The sequence below is a fragment of the Humibacillus xanthopallidus genome, assembly GCF_006717145.1.
Taxonomy (GTDB): domain Bacteria; phylum Actinomycetota; class Actinomycetes; order Actinomycetales; family Dermatophilaceae; genus Humibacillus; species Humibacillus xanthopallidus.
In genome coordinates this window covers 194788-215270 of the sequence record NZ_VFQF01000001.1, presented here as the reverse complement: position 1 = coordinate 215270, position 20483 = coordinate 194788, and the positions used below count along the sequence as shown (strand labels likewise).

Annotated in this window: 17 protein-coding genes; 4 read left to right on the top strand and 13 right to left on the bottom strand. The window is 71.0% G+C overall.

Translation table 11 applies throughout. The features are described from left to right. Positions 1 to 85 precede the first annotated feature (85 nt). The 4 genes from FHX52_RS00950 to FHX52_RS00935 form a co-directional block, all read right to left on the bottom strand. Complete coding sequence (locus FHX52_RS00950; protein ID WP_141819106.1) at positions 86 to 1195, bottom strand: TolB family protein; 1110 nt, start codon at positions 1193 to 1195, stop codon at positions 86 to 88. A gap of 227 nt (positions 1196 to 1422) precedes the next feature. After that, positions 1423 to 2049 (bottom strand): TOPRIM nucleotidyl transferase/hydrolase domain-containing protein, encoded by a 627-nt coding sequence (locus FHX52_RS00945; RefSeq protein WP_141819104.1) that lies wholly within the window; start codon positions 2047 to 2049, stop codon positions 1423 to 1425. Then, positions 2046 to 2531 carry a VOC family protein gene (locus FHX52_RS00940; RefSeq protein ID WP_185747025.1) on the bottom strand — a complete coding sequence of 162 codons (486 nt, stop codon included), beginning with the start codon at positions 2529 to 2531 and terminating at the stop codon, positions 2046 to 2048. Before FHX52_RS00940 ends, FHX52_RS00945 begins: the two co-directional genes overlap by 4 nt. Before the next feature lie 241 nt (positions 2532 to 2772). After that, the gene (locus tag FHX52_RS00935; protein ID WP_141819102.1) at positions 2773 to 3330 is read right to left on the bottom strand and encodes a TetR family transcriptional regulator; all 558 of its coding nucleotides are present in this window, start codon (positions 3328 to 3330) and stop codon (positions 2773 to 2775) included. Between the two features lie 122 nt (positions 3331 to 3452). Here FHX52_RS00935 and bioB point away from each other — a divergent pair, with 122 nt between their 5' ends. The 4 genes from bioB to bioD are packed head-to-tail and all read left to right on the top strand — an operon-like array spanning position 3453 to position 7753. Next, positions 3453 to 4529 carry a biotin synthase BioB gene (bioB, locus tag FHX52_RS00930; RefSeq protein ID WP_141819100.1) on the top strand — a complete coding sequence of 359 codons (1077 nt, stop codon included), beginning with the start codon at positions 3453 to 3455 and terminating at the stop codon, positions 4527 to 4529. Then, the gene (gene bioA / locus FHX52_RS00925) at positions 4522 to 5862 is read left to right on the top strand and encodes an adenosylmethionine--8-amino-7-oxononanoate transaminase (RefSeq protein WP_141819098.1); all 1341 of its coding nucleotides are present in this window, start codon (positions 4522 to 4524) and stop codon (positions 5860 to 5862) included. The genes bioB and bioA overlap by 8 nt, the downstream gene beginning before the upstream one ends. Beyond that, entirely contained in the window at positions 5859 to 7034 is a 1176-nt protein-coding gene (locus FHX52_RS00920; RefSeq protein ID WP_141819095.1) for an 8-amino-7-oxononanoate synthase, read from the top strand. Before bioA ends, FHX52_RS00920 begins: the two co-directional genes overlap by 4 nt. After that, a complete protein-coding gene (gene bioD, locus FHX52_RS00915; RefSeq protein ID WP_141819093.1) occupies positions 7031 to 7753 on the top strand; it encodes a dethiobiotin synthase in 723 nt (240 codons plus the stop codon). The genes FHX52_RS00920 and bioD overlap by 4 nt, the downstream gene beginning before the upstream one ends. On the opposite strand, the gene cimA is transcribed toward bioD, so the two are convergent. From cimA to FHX52_RS00870, 9 genes are all read right to left on the bottom strand, one after another. After that, a complete protein-coding gene (cimA, locus tag FHX52_RS00910; RefSeq protein ID WP_141819091.1) occupies positions 7732 to 9312 on the bottom strand; it encodes a citramalate synthase in 1581 nt (526 codons plus the stop codon). The two genes, bioD and cimA, sit on opposite strands and share 22 nt — an antisense overlap. Positions 9313 to 10124: 812 nt before the next feature. Beyond that, the gene (locus FHX52_RS00905) at positions 10125 to 10844 is read right to left on the bottom strand and encodes a gamma-glutamyl-gamma-aminobutyrate hydrolase family protein (RefSeq protein ID WP_141819089.1); all 720 of its coding nucleotides are present in this window, start codon (positions 10842 to 10844) and stop codon (positions 10125 to 10127) included. 19 nt (positions 10845 to 10863) lie between these two features. Continuing rightward, complete coding sequence (locus tag FHX52_RS00900) at positions 10864 to 11631, bottom strand: 3-oxoacyl-ACP reductase (RefSeq protein ID WP_141819087.1); 768 nt, start codon at positions 11629 to 11631, stop codon at positions 10864 to 10866. Positions 11632 to 11642: 11 nt separating this feature from the next. Next, positions 11643 to 13016 (bottom strand): aldehyde dehydrogenase family protein, encoded by a 1374-nt coding sequence (locus tag FHX52_RS00895; protein ID WP_141819085.1) that lies wholly within the window; start codon positions 13014 to 13016, stop codon positions 11643 to 11645. Positions 13017 to 13128: 112 nt separating this feature from the next. Next, on the bottom strand, positions 13129 to 14496 hold the full coding sequence (locus tag FHX52_RS00890) for a glutamine synthetase family protein (protein WP_141819083.1): 1368 nt from the start codon (positions 14494 to 14496) through the stop codon (positions 13129 to 13131). Positions 14497 to 14505: 9 nt separating this feature from the next. Continuing rightward, positions 14506 to 15237: a FadR/GntR family transcriptional regulator gene (locus FHX52_RS00885; protein ID WP_246069551.1), complete on the bottom strand. Its 732-nt coding sequence runs from the start codon at positions 15235 to 15237 to the stop codon at positions 14506 to 14508. A 54-nt stretch (positions 15238 to 15291) separates the two neighbouring features. Further along, positions 15292 to 17757, bottom strand: coding sequence for a GcvT family protein (locus FHX52_RS00880; RefSeq protein WP_141819078.1), 2466 nt, complete (start codon positions 17755 to 17757; stop codon positions 15292 to 15294). Further along, the gene (locus tag FHX52_RS00875; RefSeq protein ID WP_141819076.1) at positions 17754 to 18656 is read right to left on the bottom strand and encodes a choline/ethanolamine kinase family protein; all 903 of its coding nucleotides are present in this window, start codon (positions 18654 to 18656) and stop codon (positions 17754 to 17756) included. The genes FHX52_RS00880 and FHX52_RS00875 overlap by 4 nt, the downstream gene beginning before the upstream one ends. Before the next feature lie 15 nt (positions 18657 to 18671). Continuing rightward, on the bottom strand, positions 18672 to 20291 hold the full coding sequence (locus FHX52_RS00870) for an amino acid permease (protein WP_141819074.1): 1620 nt from the start codon (positions 20289 to 20291) through the stop codon (positions 18672 to 18674). Between the last annotated feature and the right edge of the window lie 192 nt (positions 20292 to 20483).

Here is a 20483-nt window from a genome sequence, read left to right as displayed (position 1 = left end):
CGATGACCGCCCGGCCGTCAACCGAGAGGCAAGGGCGCCGTGTGCCGCCGAGCAGCGCGGGCTTCGCCGAGCCGTCGGCGGAGCATCACCAGTCGAGCCCCCAGCGAAACCAGTGCTCTTCGCCCAGCAGGACGGTCGGGGTGCCCGTCGTGCCGAGCTGCTTGACGACGATCTTCGTCCAGTCGTCCTCGTGGCCCCGCGCCCACGCGAGCCAGACACCGTCGGGCGAGAAGGCGGGAGAGCCGTCGTTGAGCCCGTCGTCGTAGCTGCCGGCCGTGTCGTCGGTGACCCACTCGACCGGGCCGGGAGCGCCACCGGCAGGCACCGGTGGGGTGACGATGGCGACGTCCATCTGCAGGACGGGGGTGCCGTCCGACTGGGTCGTCGCACAGGGACGACTGGCGCTGAAGGCGATTCGCGTGCCGTCGGGCGACCAGTCCGGCCCGGCGGGCCACGTGCAGCCGGGAGCAACGTCGGCGAAGGACGCAGGGGTCAGTGGCGCCCCGCCCGCCAGGGTTGCCGAGACAGCGGCCGCGGGCGCGACGACGAGCTGGGTGGACACCCACTCGCCGGTCGCGGGGTCCTCACGCGAGAGCGTGGCCGCCAGCCCGCCCGTCGCGTGCCACGTCGGCTCGCCGAGCAGCTCTCCGGGGGCAACCGCGGTCAGCGGGCGGACCATGCCACCGGGCACGTCCACGGCGACGAGGTCTTGTCGTCTGCCGGAGCCGTCCGGCTCCGCTCGCCCGACCGCGCAGATCACCGTGGCCGCGTCGAGCCAGATCGGCGTCGTGCCCTCGACCGGCAGGTCGGCAACCAGAGCGCCCGCCGCCGACAACACCGGCAGGTGCGTCGGCGCGATGGCGTCGCTGCTCATGAAGACGATGCGGCTGTGGTCCGGCGACCACGACGCGTCGCGGTCCGAGATGAAGGGCACGCCGGAGGACTGGTCGGTGAGGCGCCGCACGGCGCCTGTCGCCGCGTCGACCCCGAAGATGTCCTCCTGGGAGGTCGGCTCGGTGCCGTCGATCGTCCACGCGAAGTAGAGGATCTCCCCCGTCGGCCCAGCGCCGGGCCCCGGCCCGTGCCCATGACCGTGCCCATGACCGTGCCCGGGTCCGTGACCGGGTCCGTGACCCGGCTTGGGTCCGTGGCCCGGCGCTCCAAGCCCACCCGGAGCGTGGCCAGGGCCGGGCACCCCCGGTCGGGCATGGGCTCTCGTGGGTGGGGTGGCGCCGCGTGCCGCCAGCCCCGGTGGCCACCATCCCGTCGGCCCGTGCCCCCTGCCCGTAGGCCTCAAGTCATCGCTGGTCATGAGATCCCCCTCCTCGCTCGGCTCCTCCCACTGTGGCACCGGGCGTGGCGCTGCGGGCCGAGATGGGGCATACCGGGCGCATCTCACATGTCAGGGCGTTCGCCCCGACGTCATGAGCCGGTGCGCTCCGACGCCCCGAGCGAGGCGAAGGTCGGGCCTTCGCCGGCGAGGTCATCGAGCAGCCCGCGCAGAGGAGCAGGCAACGACCTCGGGTGCAGGGCCAGGGCGAGGGCCTCCGCCATGAGCTCCTTGCGCCCGGACGCGACCCCCGCGAAGCGGTGCGCCTGCTCATGGAAGTCACGGGCCGCCCACGCCGGCTGCTGCGTGAAGGTGGCGAAGCGGTCGGTCAGCCCGAGGTCCTCGAACACCGCGCGCACCCGGCCGGGCCCGAGCGCCCGCATCAGCTCGTCCTCGAGGTCGCGGTCGCAGAGCTGGAAGCCCCACCCGGGTAGCGCCTGCGCGGAGGTGACGTCGCAGCCCAGGTCTCGCAGGGCCCGGATGAAGAAGCCGGCCTCCTTGATGTCGCACATGCCGAGCACCCGAGGACTCGCGGCCGCCCGCGCAGCATCGAGAAGGTGCCGGCGGACGTTGGTCGCCCCACCCATGTCGACGAGCCGCGTGCCGGAGCCGTCGAGCGGCAGCCCGGCGCGCTGCGCCAGGACACGCACGGCAGCGACGTCGCTGGCGCCCTCGAGCAGCACCCAGGTCGACGCCCCGGCCGGCGGCACCGTCGTCATGTCGACTCGGTGCCCTCGGTGCCCTCAGAGCCCTCAGAGCCCTCGGAGCCCTCGGAGCCTTGGGGCCCCTCGGACTTCTCGCCCGACTCGTCGACGTCCTCGACGTCGACGTAGAGGCAGAAGGGGTGCCCCGCGGGATCGAGCATGACGCGTACGTCCTCCTGCGGCTGGAACGAGGCGAGCTGCGCGCCGACCTCCACGGCATACGCCGTCGCGTGCTCGAGGTCATCGACCTCGAGGTCGAGGTGCGACATCATGAGCGGCTCGCCCGGACGACTCGGCCACACCGGCCGCACGTAGTGGGGCTCCTGCTGGAAGGCGAGGTTGTAGCCGGCATCCGCCGACGGCGCGAGGGTGGCCCACTGCGGCGTGTCCTTGAAGATGGTCCAGCCCAGCAGGCGCTCGTAGAAGTGGGCGAGCTCGGACGCATCGGGGCAGTCGAGCACGACCCCGAACCAGTGGGTGCTCGTTCTCAGCGGCATCGCTCCACTGTGCCACCCCGCGCGCCACGGCAGGCGTGCCGAAGGCGCCCGGACATCTGTGCGGGGAGATGTATCAGCGCCGCGCCCCCGTGCTCTGAAGGGTGTCGGCGAAGGTTCAGGCACGCGCGTCGACACTCCACACCCTGCAGGGGGGTGGTGCTGGGCGGGGCCTGAGCCGCCCAGCACTTCGCATGCCCGGGCGCCGCCGCTGGGCGGGCCACCACTCACACATCGCCACAGCTCAGCGGTATGCCGTGAGCCCCCTCACGATGACGCCCATCCCGATCTCGAAGGCCTTGGTCTCCCCCACCGCGTCGGGCGCCGGCAGCTCCGGGTCCACCGCCGCAGCAAGCGCCCGATCCTGCTGCGCTGCAACGGATCCCAGGATGTGGTGCACGACGAGGGCCGCCACGTGCTCACGCTCGCCGAGCGGCACCCCGGCAGCGGCGAGCAGCCGGGTCACCTCGCGCAGCGGCCGCGCGGCGCCCGGCTCGACGGCATACGCGAGGGCCACGACGTCGGCGCCGTCCGGCACGGGAGCGACCGCCTCGCGGATGGCGAGGGCGAGCGCGGCGAGTGCCTCCGCAGGCGGGCGGTCACCCGAGACCTCGGGCACCTCCGCGAGCAGGGCGTCGGCCACCTCGACGAGCAGCTCCTGCTTGTTGGCGACGTGCCAGTAGAGCGCACCGGGAGCCACTCCGAGCTCGCGGGCGAGGCGGCGCATCGAGAGGTCCCCGAGGCCGTAGCGGCGCAGGAGCTCCACCGCCGTGCGGACAACCTGCTCCCGGCTGAGCGCCACGCCACCCTCTTCCTCACCCGGCGACTCCCGGTGGACCCGCGTTGACAGCCGACCCTAGCGAGTCGGCATACTGAACACCGTTCAAGTTGAACACCGTTCAACGACGTGCGCAAGGAGCCCGCATGACCCGCTTCGACGACCTCGCCGACGCCGTCCTCGCCGGAGGTGCTGCCGGCGCCGACGACGCCCTCGACGTCCTCCGCGCCACCGACGACGAGCTGCTGCCGCTCGTTGCGGCGGCAGCGCGCTTGCGCCGCAAGCACTTCGGCAACACCGTGAAGGTCAACTACCTCGTCAACCTCAAGTCGGGCCTGTGCCCCGAGGACTGCCACTACTGCTCGCAGCGTCTCGGCTCGCAGGCCGACATCCTCAAGTACACCTGGCTCAAGGCGGACGAGGCGGTCGAGCAGGCGACGGCCGGCCTGCGCGGCGGAGCGAGCCGCATCTGCATGGTCTCGAGCGGCCGCGGCCCCACCGACCGCGACGTCGAGCGGGTGGCAGGCATGGTCGGCGCGCTGAAGTCGGAGCACCCCGACGTCGAGGTGTGCGCGTGCCTCGGGCTGCTCAAGGACGGGCAGGCCGAGCGGCTGCGCGCCGCCGGCGTCGACGCCTACAACCACAACATCAACACCGCCGAGTCGCACCACGACGACATCGTCACGAGCCACACCTACGCCGACCGCGTCGACACCGTCAACCGTGCCAAGGATGCCGGCCTCTCGCCCTGCTCGGGACTCATCGCCGGACTGGGCGAGAGCGACGAGCAGCTCGTCGAGGCCCTCGTCGCGCTGCGTGACCTCGGTTCCGACTCCATCCCCGTCAACTTCCTCATGCCCTTCGACGGCACCCCCCTCGAGGGCACGTGGGAGCTGACGCCCGGTCGCTGCCTGCGCATCCTCGCCGCGGCACGGTTCGTCTGTCCTGACAAGGAGATTCGCATCGCCGGCGGTCGTGAGATGCACCTGAGGTCGCTGCAGGGGCCCGCCCTCCACGTCGCTAACTCGATCTTCCTCGGTGACTACCTCACCTCCGAGGGTCAGGCTGCCGAGGCCGACCTCGAGCTGATCCGCGACAACGGCTTCGTCGTGCTTGGCGCCGAGGCGGCGGATGCGGGCCCCGACAGCCCCGAGGACAGCGACTCGCACGACCCGTCCAAGCGTCGCCGGGGCGCCGGCACCGACCTGCCGGCCAATGCCTGACGGCTCGGGCTCCACGCTCACGAGCCGCGACCGCGGGCTCGTGTGGCACCCCTACGCCCCCCTCGACGGCCCCGAGCCGTATGCCGTCCGCTCGGCCTCCGGCGTCACCCTCGAGCTGAGCGCGTCTGACGGCGAGCAGTTCACGGCGACCGATGCGATGGCGTCCTGGTGGTGCGCGATCCACGGCTACCGGCACCCCGAGCTCGACGCCGCTGCCCACGCGCAGATCGACCGCTTCAGCCACGTCATGTTCGGTGGCCTGACCCACGAGCCGGCCGTCGCGCTCGCCGAGCGGCTCACGGCCATCGCACCCGGGCCGATGGCCCACGTCTTCTTCGCCGACTCAGGATCCGTGTCGGTTGAGGTCGCCCTCAAGCTGGCGCTGCAGTTCCAGGCTGCTGTGGGGCGACCGGAGCGGCAGCGCTTCCTCACCGTCCGGGGCGGCTATCACGGTGACACCTTCGCCGCGATGAGCGTGTGCGACCCCGTGGACGGCATGCACTCCGCCTTCCCCGGGGTGCTGGCTCGACAGGTCTTCGCCCCACGCCCACCGGCCGCGCGGCTCCGCATGACAGAGACCGGTGAGGAGCACTGGGAGAGCGACGATCTCGCGTTCTCGGCATGGACCACGGAGGTCGAGGCCCTGGCCGACCGCCATCACGACGAGCTGGCCGCCGTCGTCGTCGAGCCGGTGCTGCAGGGCGCCGGCGGCATGCACGTCTACGACCCCCGCTGCCTGCGGGTGCTCCGCGAGGTCGCCGACGACCACGGCCTCCTGCTGGTCGTCGACGAGATCGCCACCGGATTCGGCCGCACCGGAAGGCTCTTCGCCTCCGAGTGGGCAGACGTCGCCCCCGACATCATGTGCGTAGGCAAGGCCCTCACGGGCGGATATCTCACTCTCGCAGCAGTTCTCGCGACCGCGAGGGTGGGTGATGCCATCACGTCGTCGTCCTACCGAGCCCTGCTGCACGGGCCTACCTTCATGGCCAACCCGTTGGCCTGCGCTGTCGCCAACGCCTCGCTCGAGCTCGTCGAGGCAGGGTGGAAGGACGAGGTGCCCCGCATCGCACGCCTGCTCGATGAGCACCTGGCGCCGGCGCGCAGCCTGTCTCAGGTGCGTGACGTGCGCACCCTCGGAGCGGTGGGCGTCGTCCAGCTGGCCGGTCCCGTCGACGTGCCTCGGGTGACCCGAGCAGCCCTGCGCCGGGGGGTCTGGGTGCGCCCGTTCCGCGACCTCGTCTACACGATGCCGCCCTACGTCTGCACCGACGACGACGTGCACCGCATCGCCGCGGGCATCGTCGGAGCCGTCGAGGAGGTGCACGGATGACTGCCAGTGGCTGGGAGGCCTGGCTCGCCGAGCGCGCCGACCTGCGCCGCGCCCGCGGCACGGTGCGCTCCGACCCGGTGCTCCGCGAGGGCCGCGTCCAGGGAAGCCTCGACGGAGGCGGCGCTCCCGTGCTCGACCTGGCGTCCAACGACTACCTCGGCCTCTCGCAGGACCCGCGCGTGATCGCCGCCGCCCACACCGCGCTCGACCGCTACGGCGCCTCCGCCACCGCGAGCCGCCTCGTGACCGGCACCCTCCCCGTCCACCGCGAGCTCGAGGCCGCGCTGTGCGCGCTCACCGGCCAGCCGAGCGCCCTCGCCTTCTCGACCGGGTATGCCGCCAACCTCGGAGCCCTCACCGCACTCAGCGGACGCGGGGCCGAGATCCTGCTCGACGCGCACGCGCACGCCTCCCTGCACGACGCGGCCCGCATGTCGCGGGTCCCGCACGCGACGTTCGCGCACTCCGACCCGGTCGACCTCGACCGGGAGCTGGAGCGGCGTGCCGGCTCGCGGGTCCTCGTCGCCGTCGAGTCGATCTACTCGGTCCTCGGTGATGCCGCGCCGCTCGAGGAGCTGCTCGAGGTGTGCGCCCGCCACGACGCCCTCCTCGTCGTCGACGAGGCCCACGGCATCGGGGTCGCCGGCCAGGGGCGCGGCCTCGTCGCCGCACTCGGGCTCACCGGGGCCGCGGGCCTCGTGCTCACCATGACGCTGAGCAAGGCGCTCGGATCGCAGGGAGGCGCCGTCCTCGCGCCACCGGCCGTGCGTGACCACCTCGTCAACACGGCGCGGAGCTTCATCTTCGACACCGGCCTCGCACCCGCTGCGGCAGCCGCTGCTGCGGCGGCGGCCGGCATCGTCGCGTCCGACGCTGACCTGGCCGGCCGGGTCCGCACGCACGCCGAGACGATCGCCGAGGCCCTCGCCATCGAGCCCGCGGCAGGAGCGGTGCAGTCGCTGCCGATGCCCTCACCGGATGCGGCTGTGGCGGCCTGCCTCGCGCTGCGCGAGCGCGGCGTGCTCGTCGGCTGCTTCCGCCCGCCGAGCGTGCCCGACGGCGTCTCGCGGCTCCGAGTGACGGCACGGGCCGATCTCTTCCCCGCCGACGTCGCCGCCGCCGCACGGCTCATCGCCGAGGTCGCCGCGACCCACTGCGGAGCAGCGGCATGACGGTCGGCAGCCTGCCTCGGGTCGTCGTCGTCACGGGCACCGACACCGAAGTGGGCAAGACCGTCGTGACGGCGGCCGTGTGCGCGACGCTGCGGGCGGCGGGACTGCTCGTGACGGCATACAAACCCACCCAGACGGGCGTCGGCCCGCGCGACGTGGGAGACATGGCGGAGGTGTCGCGCCTGACGGGCGCGCCCACGCACGAAGGCGTCCGGCTGCTCGCGCCGATGGCACCCCGCCCGGCAGCGGCGCTCGAGGGGGCAACGCTGCCCACGCTCGACGACCACCTCACGACGATCGAGACGCTCGCGAGCGGCCACGACCATGTCGTCGTCGAGGGCGCCGGTGGGCTTCTCGTCGAGCTGACCGAGGCAGGCGCCACGCTCGCCGACCTCGTGAAGCGCGTCGGCGACTGTGGCGTCCTCGTCGTGTCCCGCAGTGCGCTCGGCACGCTCAACCACACCATGCTGACCCGAGAAGCACTGCAGCGCAGAGGAATCCGCGAGCTAGGCATCGTGCTCGGGTCGTGGCCGACCGATCCGACGGTCATCGAGACGTCGAACCGCGACTACCTGTCGGCGCTACCGGAGGGTCTGCTGGGCGCCGTGCCCACCGGAGCGCCGAGGCTCGACCCCGCCGCCTTCTGCGCGGCGGCGACGGGGTGGCTACCCGGCCTCGCGAGCCGGGCCGCAGCGTCTCAGCGGCGCGACACGCCCTGACGCAGCAGGCCGTAGACGATGCCGTCGGTGAGCGCGCGCCACGACGCGGCGAGGATCGAGCCGGCGACGCCGATGGTGTCCCATGACGTCTCGCCGTCGGAGGTCTCGATGAGCACGCGGGTCACGGCGTCGGTGCCGTGCGAGGCGTCGAGGATGCGCACGCGGAAGTCGATGAGCTCGATCTTCTCGATCTCGGGGTAGGCGCGGGTCAAGGCGTCGCGCAGCGCGTGGTCGAGCGCGTTGACCGGACCGTTGCCCTCACCTGTCGCGATGAGGCGAGCGCCGCCGGCGCGCAGCTTGACCGTGGCCTCCGACGTGGCGTCGCCCTCGCCGGTCGAGTCGGTGATGACCCGCCACGACTCGACCTCGAAGAAGTCGGTGCAGCCGGGCTCGAGCGCCTCGCGGAGCATGAGCTCGACGGTCGCGTCGGCGGCGTCGAAGGTCCAGCCGCGCAGCTCGAGGTCCTTGACCTCGGCGAGCACGGAGGCCACAACCTGCGGGTGTCCGGTGAGGTCGAGGCCCGCCTCGCGCGCCTTGAGCTCGATGCTCGCGCGGCCCGCCATGTCGCTGACGAGCGTGCGCATGCCGTTGCCGACGAGCGCCGGGTCCATGTGCTGGTAGAGGTCGGGGTCGACCTTGAGGGCGCTCGCGTGCAAGCCGGCCTTGTGCGCGAAGGCGCTTGCGCCGACGTAGGGCTGGCGGCTGTAGGCGGGGACGTTGGTGACCTCGCTGATCGCGTGGGCTATGTGCATGGCCCGCGCGAAGGTCTCGCGCTCCATGACGTCGAGCCCGAGCTTGAACTGGAGGTTGGCGGCGACCGTCACGAGGTCGGCGTTGCCGGTGCGCTCGCCGTAGCCATTGACAGTGCCCTGCACGTGCGTGGCGCCGGCTCGCACCGCGGCGACGGAGTTGGCGGCCGCACAGCCCGTGTCGTTGTGGCAGTGCGCACCGACCCGGGCACCCGTCGAGGCGATGACGTCGGCGACGACCTCCTCGACCTGGTGGGGCAGCATGCCGCCGTTCGTGTCGCAGAGCACGACGACCTCGGCCCCGGCCTCGTGCGCGGTGCGCACGACGGAGAGGGCGTAGTCGCGGTCGAGGTGCCAGCCGTCGAAGAAGTGCTCGCAGTCGAGGAAGACCCGGCGCCCCTGACCCACGAGGTGGCTCACGGTGTCGCGGACCATGGCGAGGTTCTCCTCGAGCGTCGTGCGCAGGGCGCGCTCGACGTGGCCGGTGTGCGACTTGGCGACGAGGCAGACGACGGAGGCGTTCGAGTCGAGCAGAGCCTGGACCTGGGGGTCCGTTGCGGCCGCGCCTCCGGCCCGACGGGTCGCACCGAAGGCGGCCAGCGTCGCGTGCCGCAGGTGCAGCTCGGTCTGGGCGCGCTCGAAGAACTCGGTGTCCTTGGGGTTCGCGCCCGGCCACCCCCCCTCGATGAAGTCGACCCCGAGGTCGTCGAGCAGCCCGGCAATCGCCAGCTTGTCCGACACCGAGAGGTTGAGTCCCTCCTGCTGGGCACCATCGCGCAGAGTGGTGTCGTAGACGTGCAGCGCTTCCATGACCTTCAGTGTCCTCGATCTTGGGGGTCGCGGTCGACCGCCGAGCTGGCGGTCGACCCTCCGTGTGATGCCATTTCCCCTGCTCTTCTCCTGATGTCGCTCGGCGTCGTGGGCCTCGCGACGTCTCCTCCGGGATCGCCTCGGGAAACAAAAAGACCCCCCAGGGTTGGGAGGTCTGCGCGACGAGGGTTGCTCGTCGCGCTATTCGATAATGAGCGTGCCGGTCGGCACGGGGCGTGTCATCACAGGCTCAAGGTACGGCTCACGAAACCTGCGCGAAACATGCCGTCCGGATCGTGGGACCGCCGTCCAACCACGGCATGACCGCCCCGCCGAGCCCGTATGCCGCCCTCCCGCCCATTCGAGGTGATCCCGCCACCCACGTCAGGGCCAGGATCACCTCGACTCGGGGAAGGTTCAAAGACCCCGCCCCCGTATGCCGCCCTCCCGCCCATTCGAGGTGATCCCGCCACCCACGTCAGGGTCCGATATCACCTCCACCCAGCCGGACGGCATACCGGATGGAGGTGATCCCGCCACCCACGTCAGGGCCAGGATCACCTCGACTCGGGGAAGGTTCAAACGACCCCGACCCCGTATGCCGCCCTCCCGCCCATTCGAGGTGATCGCGCCACCCACGTGAGGTCCGCTATCACCTCCACCCAGCCCGACGGCATACCGGATCGAGGTGATCCCGCCACCCACGTCAGGGCCAGGATCACCTCGACTCGGGGAAGGTTCAGAGACCCCGAGCCCGTATGCCGCCCTCCCGCCCATTCGAGGTGATCGCGCGACCCACGTGAGGGCCAGGATCACCTCGAACGGGTGGGTGTGGCTGCGGCAATGAGGGCGTCGAACAGCCGCGGGTCCGTGCCGACCTCGGGGTGCCACTGGACGGCCAGCCGGAAGCGGGCGTCCGGCACCTCCATCGCCTCGAGGGTGCCGTCAGGCGCCCAGGCCGAGGCGACATAGCCGGGGTGCGTGAGCACCGACTGGTGGTGGTAGCTCGGCACGTCGACCTCGGGACCGAGGATCTGCGCCACCCGGGTGCCGGCGACCGTGTGCACCGGGTGGTTGCCGTAGACGGTCGGGGCGGGTGAGTGCTCGTCGTGGCCGACGCGGTCGGGCACGTGCTGCTCGAGCAGTCCCCCTGCCTCGACGGCCATCACCTGCATGCCCCGGCAGATGCCGAGCAGAGGGAGGTCGAGCTCCAGCGACGCGCGGGCGATCGCGAGCTCCGTCGCGTCGCGGTCTGGCCGAGAAGCCTGCACCGACGGGTGGCGCTCGTCGGCGTAGAGCTCCGGCGCGACGTCGACCCCGCCGGCGAGCACGACGCCGTCGAGCCGCTCGAGGAGCGCTCGCGCGGTCTCCTCGTCAGCGTCGTGACGCGGTGGGATCACGACCGCGATCGCACCGGCCTCCTCCACCGAGCGGACGTAGCGGTGCGGCACGAGCGCACCCGGCACGTCGACCCAGCGCCCCCACGAGGCGCGCTCGACGTAGGCGGTGATGCCGATGACCGGACGACCCATGCCGCTGCCCTCCCCGACCTCAGAGCGGTGTGACGTAGGCGCCCGAGATGCCGCCGTCGACGAGGAACGTGGATGCCGTCATGAAGCTCGACTCGTCGGATGCGAGGAAGAGCACGGCGTTGGCCATCTCCTCAGGCTCGCCGAAGCGGCCCATCGGCACGTGGACGAGCCGGCGCGCGGCGCGCTCCTCGTCCTTGGCGAAGAGCTCCTGCAGCAGCGGGGTGTTGACCGGTCCGGGGCAGAGCGCGTTGACCCGCACGCCCTGTCGCGCGAACTGGACGCCGAGCTCGCGCGACATCGAGAGCACTCCACCCTTGCTTGCGCTGTAGGAGATCTGCGACGTGGCCGCGCCCATGACCGCGACGAACGAGGCCGTGTTGATGATGGACCCCTTGCCCTGCTCGAGCATGTAGGGCAGAGCAGCCTTGCAGCACAGGTAGACCGACGTGAGGTTGACCTCCTGCACCTTGCGCCACGCGTCGAGGTCGGTGTCGAGGATCGAGTCGTCCTCGGGCGGGCTGATGCCGGCGTTGTTGAAGGCGATGTCGACCGAGCCGTAGGTCTCCTTCGCCGTGCGGAAGAGCGCGTCGACATCGTCCTTGCTCACGACGTCGACGCGCACGAAGGTGCCCCCGACCTCGTCGGCGATCCGGGTGCCGTTCGCCTCGTCGAGGTCGCCGATGACGACCTTCGCGCCCTCCTCGGCGAAGCGCCGCACCGTCGCCAGCCCGATGCCGGAGCACCCGCCGGTGATGACCGCGACTTTGCCGTCCAACCTGCCTGCCATGGGAGTTCCCTTCAGTCCGTGGAGATGAAGACGTTCTTGACCTCGGTGAACGCGTCGAGCGCGTCCGGACCGAGCTCGCGGCCGATGCCGCTCTGCTTGAAGCCACCGAAGGGCGTCGAGTAGCGCACGCTGCTGTGCGAGTTCACCGACAGGTTGCCCGCCTGGACCCCGCGCGCGACGCGCAGGCCGCGACCGAGGTCGCGGGTCCAGATCGACCCTGAGAGCCCGTATGCCGTGTCGTTGGCCTTGGCGACCGCATCGGCCTCGTCGTCGAACGGCATCACCGCGACGACGGGGCCGAAGACCTCCTCCTGCCAGACCCGGTCGGTCGTCGCACCGGGAAGCACCACGGTCGGCGGGTACCAGTATCCGGCCCCGCTCGGCCCGTCGCCGCGGAAGGCGACGTCGACGTCGTCGGCGGAGTCCTCGACGTAGGAGCGCACGCGCCCCCGCTGCTCGGCGCTGATGAGGGGGCCCATCTCGGCGGACTCGTCACGCGGGTCGGTGACGACGACGCCACGCACCGCGGTTTCGAAGTGCTCCATGAAGCGGTCGAAGACGCTGCGCTCGACGAGGATCCGGCTGCGGGCGCAGCAGTCCTGGCCGGCGTTGTCGAAGACGCCGTAAGGAGCACGCGCGGCCGCCAGCTCGAGGTCCGAGTCGGCGAAGACGATGTTGGCGCTCTTTCCTCCCAGCTCGAGAGTGACCCTCTTGACCCGGTCGGCCGCGCCACGCATGATCCCCTGGCCGACAGGCGTCGACCCGGTGAAGCAGATCTTGCCGACGTCGGGGTGGGTGACGAAGCGCTCCCCCACGACCGAGCCCTTGCCTGCGACGACGGTCAGCGCCCCCTCGGGCAGGCCGGCCTCGAGGGCGAGCTGTCCGAGCCGCAGCGCCGTGAGCGGGGTGAGCTCGGCCGGCTTGAGCACGACCGTGTTGCCCGCGGCCAGCGCCGGAGCGAAGCCCCAGCCGGCGATCGGCATGGGGAAGTTCCACGGCACGATGATGCCGACGACACCGATGGGCTCGCGGAAGGTGATGTCGACGCCGCCGGCGACCGGGATCTGCCGCCCGAAGTTCCGCTCCGGCGCCGCCGCGTAGTAGCCGAGGACGTCGCGGACGTTGCCGGCCTCCCAGCGCGCATTGCCGATCGTGTGGCCGGAGTTGGCCACCTCGAGCTGGGCGAGCTCCTCCTGGTGCTCCCCGACGAGGTCGGAGAAGCGACGCAGGAGCAGGCCGCGGTCCGCCGGTGACACCACGGCCCAGGCCGGCGCTGCGGCACGGGCACGGGCGATGGCCGCATCCGCCTCCTCCACCGAGGCGAGGGGCACCGTCGCGACGACCTCCTCGGTCGCCGGGTTGATGACGTCGTGCATCGCGGTCATGCCCAGACCCCCTTTCCGGGTCGATGTGTCTCCGCGGGCTCTGGCCCGCGGAGACACATCGAAACGGGGGTCGGTGGGGTGAGTGGGGAGGTGCTCGTGGCTCGGGGGTGGGTCACAGTCGCTCGAATCCTCTCTTGCGCTCCCAGTCGGTGACGGCGGCGTTGAAGGCCGTGATCTCGACGTCGGCGGCGTTGACGTAGTGGTCGACGACCTCGTCGCCGAAGGCGGCCCGCGCCACCGACGAGCCGGCCAGCAGGTCACGGGCCTCCTGCAGCGTCGACGGCACCCGCGGCTTGTCCGACGTGTAGGCGTTCCCCTCGAGCGGCGGCTCGAGGGGGAGCTCGTTCTCGATGCCGTGCAGGCCTCCCGCGAGCATGGCTGCGACGGCGAGGTAGGGGTTGAGGTCTCCCCCACCGACGCGGTTCTCCACGCGCAGGCCGACGCCGTGGCCGACGACGCGCAGCGCGCACGTGCGGTTGTCGCGACCCCATGCCACTGCCGTCGGCGCGAAGCTCGCAGCCGCAAATCGCTTGTAGGAGTTGATGTTCGGAGCGTAGAAGTACGTCAGCTCGCGCTGTGTGGCAAGGATGCCGGCGAGGAAGTGGTCGAACATCGCGCTGTGTCCGTGCTCGCCTTCGTCATCAGTGAAGACGATCTCGCCGCCTCGACCGCGCAGCGAGAGGTGGATGTGGCAGGAGCTGCCCTCGCGCTGGTCGAACTTCGCCATGAAGGTCAGCGACTTCCCGTGCTTCGCAGCGATCTCCTTGGCGGCGTTGCGGTAGACCACGTGGTTGTCGCACGTGCGCACCGCCTCGTCGAAGAGGAAGCCGATCTCGTGCTGACCGAGGTTGCACTCACCCTTGGCGCTCTCGACGACGGCGCCCGCCGCATACATCTCGTTGCGGATCTCGCGCAGCAGCGGCTCGACCCGGTCACCACCGAGGATGGAGTAGTCGACGTTGTAGCGGTTGGCGGGCGTCAGCCCGACGTAGCCGCGGTCCCAGGCGGCGTCGAAGGAGTCCTCGAAGACGATGAACTCGAGCTCGGTGCCGCACTGGGCGGTGAGACCGAGCGCCGCCGCCCGGTCGACCTGGGCCCGCAGCACCGAGCGTGGAGACTGGGCGACGAGCCCGCTGCCGTCGAGCCAGGTGAGGTCGCACTGGACCGTCGCAGAGTGCCGGGCGCCGGGGGTGCGACGCAGCGTCGAGAGGTCGAGCTCGAAGAACATGTCTCCGTAGCCGCGCTCCCAAGAGCTGATCGCGTAGCCGTCGACGGTGTTCATGTCGACGTCGACGGCGAGGAGGTAGTTGCAGCCCTCGGTGCCGTCCTCGAGCACGTGGTCGAGGAAGTAGTGCCCGTGCAGGCGCTTGCCCTGCAGGCGGCCCTGCATGTCGGTGAAGGCCACGACGACGGTGTCGATGTCGCCCGCCTCGATCTCGGTGCGCAGCTGCTCGACCGTCAGTGCCGGTGGGTTCGCCATGTCCTCTTCCTATCCGATGAGGCCCCGGAGCAGGGCGGAGGTCGCATCGCAGTGCTCCTCCATCACCGCGCGGGCCCGGTCAGGGTCGCCGCCGAGAATGGCCTCGACGATCTGGTGGTGCTGGGCGTCGGAGTGCTCGATGTTGCGTCGGAGCACCGGGATCGCCATGAGCATGTCGTGCAGGGCGGCCTGGGCCCGAGTCACGGCGTCGACGACCATCGGCGAGCCCGAGAGGGTCGCGATGGCGAGGTGCAGGCGCGAGTCGGCGACGCGGTGCGCGGCGGCGTCGGGGGCGATCTCCACCTCACGGAGGCTCTCGGTCAGCCAGGCGCGCTGGTCACCTGCCAGCGACTGGGTGGCCGCCAGCCACGCCGCGCCGGGCTCGACGACCCGACGGAAGGTCAGCGCGTCGAGCATGGCCGCACCGCTGCGGACGAAGGACCCGCTGACGACCGTCGCCGGGTGCTCGGCCGCGTAGGTCACCGAGGTCCCGCCGCCGCGCCCCTGCTTCGTCGTCACGAGGCCTGACTCCCGCAGGGCCGCGATGGCATCGCGAAGCGTGTTGCGGCTGACGCTCAGCCGTTCGGCGAGCTCACGCTCCGGCGGCAGCTGCTCGCCGTTGGTGAAGACACCCAGCCGGATCGCCGTGGCCAGCTGCTCGACCGTGGCCTCGAAGACGTTTCCGCCGGCAGGACGAAGCACGACGTCCGGCAACGAGGTCTGGCCGCTCTGGGGATGCACGTACTGATCCAATACCCCGCGCTCTGAGCCGTCAATGGTCTGCGAATGAACCATTTAGGTGCCGAGCCTGCGAGACAGCTTGTGACCATCGGGATCATACGGTGATCGCGGCTGGACCGAGACGGGGAACCGGGAGCCGGCGAGATCGACCTCGTACGAGCCGTCCCGGACCCAGGCGGAGGTCGCCGTCCCGGTCCGGCGGTCGCCGACGAGCGCGAGACCGACCGCTGCTCCCAGGGTCGCGCCCCAGGCCGCGCTCGTGACCTGACCCACCGGCACCCCGTCACGCAGGACGAGCTCGCCGCCCCACAGGTAGGCCGTCGGGTCGTCGACGACGAACGACACGACTCGCCTCCTCGGCCCCCTCGCCCGAGCCTGCTCCGTCGCAGCGCGCCCGAGGAAGTCGACGTCGGTGCCCAGCTTGCAGGCGAAGGTCAGTCCGGCCTCCACGGGCCTGGTGTCGGTGGTCAGCTCACGGCCGAAGGCGCGGTAGCCCTTCTCGAGCCGCATGGCCTCGATGGCGTAGTAGCCGGCCGGCACCACTCCCAGGTCGGCCCCGGCAGCGAAGAGGTCGGCATAGATCCCCTCCGCCAGATCCGGAGCAACGTAGAGCTCCCAGCCCAGCTCGCCCACGTACGTGATGCGCGTCGCCCGCAGCGTCGCCCTGCCGAGGGCCACCTCGCGGCTCGTGCCGAAGGGGAAGGCGTCGTCTCCGAAGTCGTCCGTGGACAGCCGCGACAGCAGCTCGCGCGACCGCGGCCCCATGACCCCGAGCACGGCGAGCGCGCTCGTCAGGTCCGTGACCGTCACCGCAGCCCCGGCGGGCACGTGACGTCTCAGCCAGTCGATGTCGCGGTCGGTCGTCGCGGCGCTGCTCACGACGAGGTACTCGGTCCGACCGACACGGGTCACCGTCACGTCGGCCTCGTAGGTGCCCCGCGCGTTGAGCCACCCGGTGTAGACGGCTCGCCCGACGGGCACGGCGACGTCAGCCGTGCAGACCCACTGGAGCACCCGCTCGGCGTCAGCCCCCGCGACGAGGTACTTCGAGAACGAGGTCTGGTCGAAGACAGCCACCGCCTGCCTCGTCGTGACCTGCTCACCCACGCACCAGTCGACCCACGAAGGGCGATCCCACGAGTACTCGAGCACCGGCGAGCGGCCTTGTGGGGCAAAGACGTTGGCCCGCTCCCAGTGGTTGCGGCTGCCGAGCAGCGCCCCCTGGGCGACGACCAGGTCGTGCACGGGCGAGCGACGCAGCGGGCGTCCGGTCTCGAGCTCGCGGTTCGGCCACGGCACGGCATAGTGCAGCCCGAGGACCTCCACGACGCGGTCGCGCAGCCACCACTCGTTGCCGGCCAGGGTCGAGAACCGCCGGATGTCCGCGCTGATGAGGTCCATCGTCGGCCCACCCTCGACGACCCACTCGGCGAGGGCCTTGCCTGCGCCGCCTGCCGACGCGATCCCCACGGAGTTGAACCCCGCCGCCACGAAGAAGCCCGCGACCTCGGGGGCTTCCCCGATGATGAACTGGTTGTCGGGTGTGAAGCTCTCGGGCCCGTTGTAGAACTTGCGGATCCCCGTCTCGGCGAGCACCGGCAGCCGCTGGACGGCATTGTCCATGATGACCTCGAAGTGCTCCCAGTCCTCGTCGAGCAGCGCGAACTCGAACGGGTGCGGGATCTGCTTCGGCCCCACCCACGGCTTGGCCTGTGGCTCGAACCCGCCCACGAGGAGTCCCCCGACCTCCTCCTTGACGTAGGTGTAGCCGTCGGGGTCGCGCAGGATCGGCAGGTCCCGGTGCACGCCGTCGATCGGTTCGGTCACGACGTAGAAGTGCTCCGCCGAGTGCAGCGGCACGTTGACGCCGGCCATCGCACCGACGGCGTGCGCCCACTGCCCGGCGCAGTTCACGACGACCTCCGCCCCGATGTCGCCCTCGGTCGTGCGCACCCCGGTCACCCGACCGTCGACGGTCGCTATGCCCGTCACGCGCACGCGCTCCAGGATCCGCGCGCCACGCAGGCGCGCACCCCTCGCGAGCGCCTGGGTGAGGTCTGTCGGGTTGGCCCGTCCGTCGCCGGGCAGCCAGATGGCGCCGACGAGGTCGTCGTCGCGGATGAGCGGGTAGCGCTCCCGTGCTCCGCCCGCTGTCAGCAGCTCGCACTCGAGGTCGTATGCCGCCGCGCTCGCTGCCGTGCGCCGCAGCGCCACCATGCGCTCGGGAGTACGCGCCACGGTGAGGCCGCCACACACCCGGTAGCCGGTGCCGAGCCCGGTCTCCGCCTCGAGGCGGGAGTAGAGGTCGGTCGAGTACTGGACGAGCCGGGTGCTCACCTCCGTGGCGCGGAGCTGGCCCACGAGACCGGCTGCGTGCCAGGTCGTGCCACAGGAGAGTGAGCCCTGCTCGAGCAGCACGACGTCGGTCCAGCCCAGCAGGCCGAGGTGGTAGGCCACGCTGCACCCGATGACTCCCCCACCGATGATGACGACGCGGGCCCGGTCCGGCAGCTCGGTCATCGACGTCCTCCGTCTGCGACGGCATCCGCGATGAGCACGTCGAGTCGCCGGCTCGTGAGCAGCTGCGCGGCGGGCTCGAACCGCTCGAGGGCGAAGGACCAGAAGTCGGCACCGACGTCCGAGACGGTGTGCTGGATGGCGCCCCAGAGCGTCCACGCATACCGGCCGGCCAGCCCCCACAGCTCGGCGCGGGCGAGCCGCTGCGCGGTCACGGTCCCGTAGTAGGCCTCGACGAGCTCGACGAGGTGGTCGTGGTCGAGCTGCGACTCGTTGACGAGGTTGCCGAGCTCGAAGGCGGGCTCGTTCATGCCGGAGTACTCGTAGTCGATGATGCGCACGTCGCCGCCGTCGTCGAGGAAGTTTGCGGCCAGCAGGTCGTTGTGGCACGGCACGAGGCGCTCCGGCCGCGCCCGCAGCGCGGCCTCGACCGCACAGGCGCGGTCCGCCAGCTCGCCGTAGCCGTCGGGCACAGCCATACGACGCTCGCCCACGATCTCGGCGTAACACCGCTGGATCTCGAACATGTCGAAGGCAGAGGCGAACTCGGGCGCGGCGTGCAGGCGACGCAACGAGGCGGCAATCCGAGGGAGGTTCGCACCCACGTCCGCCGCGGCATACGTCCTGCCGGGGAGGAAGCTCACGACGAGGACGCCCTGCCCCGGGAGGTAGTCGAGGACCGGCGCCCCCACCCCCACGTCGGCAGCCGTCCGCGAGTTGCGCCACTCGTGCTCCCGGTCCACCCCGAGCAGCTCGCTGTCGGCAGTGGACAGCCGCACGACGACGTCGTGCTCTGCGGTGCGCACCCGGTAGTTGTGGTTGGTCAGCCCGCCCGGCAGCTCCGTCACCTCGCGCGCCCCCGCGAGCCACGGGAGGCTCGCGAGGGCTGCTTCGAGAAGCACGCGTGTGCCGGTCGGTCAGGACTCGGGCTTGTGCTGGTGGGCGGTGCGCCCCTCCATCTCCAGCTCGAGCTCGTCGGCCGACGAGACGTCGGGCGGCAGGTCGATGGTCATCTTGGGGCCGGTGAAGAAGTGCTTGGCCCGCACGTGCCAGGCGACCCACAGCAGCAGGAGGGCGCCGAACACGACGATCGGCGTGTAGTTCACGTACTTCCACTCGAAGTCGGGGGTGAACGGCATACCGCCGAGTGACGTCGGCAGGAGGGCGACCACCGAGGTCACCGCGATCTCCGCGACGGCGATGGGCGCCATCCACTTGTAGCGCGACCCCAGCGTCCACGAGCCGGGGACGAACTTGTCTCCGAGCCGCCAGCGGTACCAGATCGGGATGGCGAACGCGACGTAGAGGCCGACGACGCCGATCGAGACCACGGCGAAGAAGGCGACCGGCACCGGGGCGCCGTTGATGTCGACCTCGATGAGGGCGGGGAGCGTGAGGAGCACGGCGATGACGGCGGAGACGATGACGCCGTAGACCGGGACCTTGTTCTTGTTGAGCCGTGACCAGTACTGCGCACCGGGGACGGCGCGGTCGCGGCTGAAGGCGAACAGCATGCGCGTCGTCGACGTCATGCAGGCCACGGAGCAGAAGAACTGCCCCACTGCGGAGATGAGCAGCACGAGCCCACCCCACTTGCTGCCGAGAGCCTGCGAGAAGATCGCCGCCACGCCGCCGCCCGCCTTGGTGACGCCGGCCTCGTCCTGGACCGCGAAGAGGAACGACAGGAGGAGGATCCAGCCGCCGATGGCCGAGTAGGCGATGGACTGCCAGATGCCCTTGGCGGCAGCGTTGGCGGCCGACTTCGTCTCCTCCGAGAGGTGAGCGGAGGCGTCGTAGCCGGTGATCGTGTACTGCGTGAGGATCGCGCTGAGGGGCAGGATGTACAGCAGGAAGCCGATGCCGCTCGTGCTGCCGCCGAAGAGACCGGTGTTGTTGATCGTGTGGGTGAACACGGACGACGCGGACGCGTGGTTGTCCGGGACGAACACGAGGATGAGGACGACGGCGGTCGCGCCGATGACGTGCCACCACACGGAGATGTTGTTGAGGATCGCGAGCAGGTGGGCCGAGAAGATGTTGACCAGGGCCATGAGCACGAGCACGACGATGAAGATGACGAAGACCCGGCCGAGGCTGTAGCCGGCCGCCCACGAGTCGCTGAAGGAGCTCAGCGCGAGGTCGAGGAAGGTCGCGCAGCCGTAGGCGACGGAGGCGTCGATGGCGAGCAGCCCGATGAGGTTGAGCCAGCCGGTGTAGTAGCCCGCCTTGACGCCGCCGAGCTTCGAGGCCCACCAGTAGATGCCGCCGGAGGTCGGGTAGGCCGAGACGAGCTCCGACATGCACAGGCCGATGACGAGGATGAAGAGCGAGATGATCGGCCAGCCCCACGAGATGGCCGCCGGCCCGCCGTTGTTCCAGCCGACCCCGAAGGTCGTGAAGCACCCCGCGAGGATCGAGATGATCGAGAAGGAGATCGCGAAGTTCGAGAACCCCGACCACGATCGGTCGAGCTCCTGCTTGTAGCCCAGCTCGGCGAGCTTGCGTTCGTCGTCGGAGAGTTCGGTCACACGGGACATCTGCAGCACTCCTACTCGTCTTCGGTATGAAGTCGAACCGAATGCTACTGCTGCGCTGTCCGCTCGGACAGACCTTCGAACCACCGATTTCCGGGCCCTCACAGGGGCAAGAGCGGACAGATCGGGATCTTCAGCGAACCAATGGCCCCGGGACGGACCTTTGCGGCAACCGGCACACCGCCCCGGGACCGA

Coding starts and splice junctions, on each gene's coding strand:
- FHX52_RS00900 (WP_141819087.1), bottom strand. CDS start 11,631: ATGGCAGGCAGGTTGGACGGCAAAGTCGCGGTCATCACCGGCGGGTGC.
- bioD (WP_141819093.1), top strand. CDS start 7,031: ATGACGGTCGGCAGCCTGCCTCGGGTCGTCGTCGTCACGGGCACCGAC.
- FHX52_RS00890 (WP_141819083.1), bottom strand. CDS start 14,496: ATGGCGAACCCACCGGCACTGACGGTCGAGCAGCTGCGCACCGAGATC.
- FHX52_RS00945 (WP_141819104.1), bottom strand. CDS start 2,049: ATGACGACGGTGCCGCCGGCCGGGGCGTCGACCTGGGTGCTGCTCGAG.
- FHX52_RS00880 (WP_141819078.1), bottom strand. CDS start 17,757: ATGACCGAGCTGCCGGACCGGGCCCGCGTCGTCATCATCGGTGGGGGA.
- FHX52_RS00895 (WP_141819085.1), bottom strand. CDS start 13,016: ATGACCGCGATGCACGACGTCATCAACCCGGCGACCGAGGAGGTCGTC.
- FHX52_RS00870 (WP_141819074.1), bottom strand. CDS start 20,291: ATGTCCCGTGTGACCGAACTCTCCGACGACGAACGCAAGCTCGCCGAG.
- cimA (WP_141819091.1), bottom strand. CDS start 9,312: ATGGAAGCGCTGCACGTCTACGACACCACTCTGCGCGATGGTGCCCAG.
- FHX52_RS00940 (WP_185747025.1), bottom strand. CDS start 2,531: ATGCCGCTGAGAACGAGCACCCACTGGTTCGGGGTCGTGCTCGACTGC.
- FHX52_RS00905 (WP_141819089.1), bottom strand. CDS start 10,844: ATGGGTCGTCCGGTCATCGGCATCACCGCCTACGTCGAGCGCGCCTCG.
- bioA (WP_141819098.1), top strand. CDS start 4,522: ATGCCTGACGGCTCGGGCTCCACGCTCACGAGCCGCGACCGCGGGCTC.
- FHX52_RS00920 (WP_141819095.1), top strand. CDS start 5,859: ATGACTGCCAGTGGCTGGGAGGCCTGGCTCGCCGAGCGCGCCGACCTG.
- bioB (WP_141819100.1), top strand. CDS start 3,453: ATGACCCGCTTCGACGACCTCGCCGACGCCGTCCTCGCCGGAGGTGCT.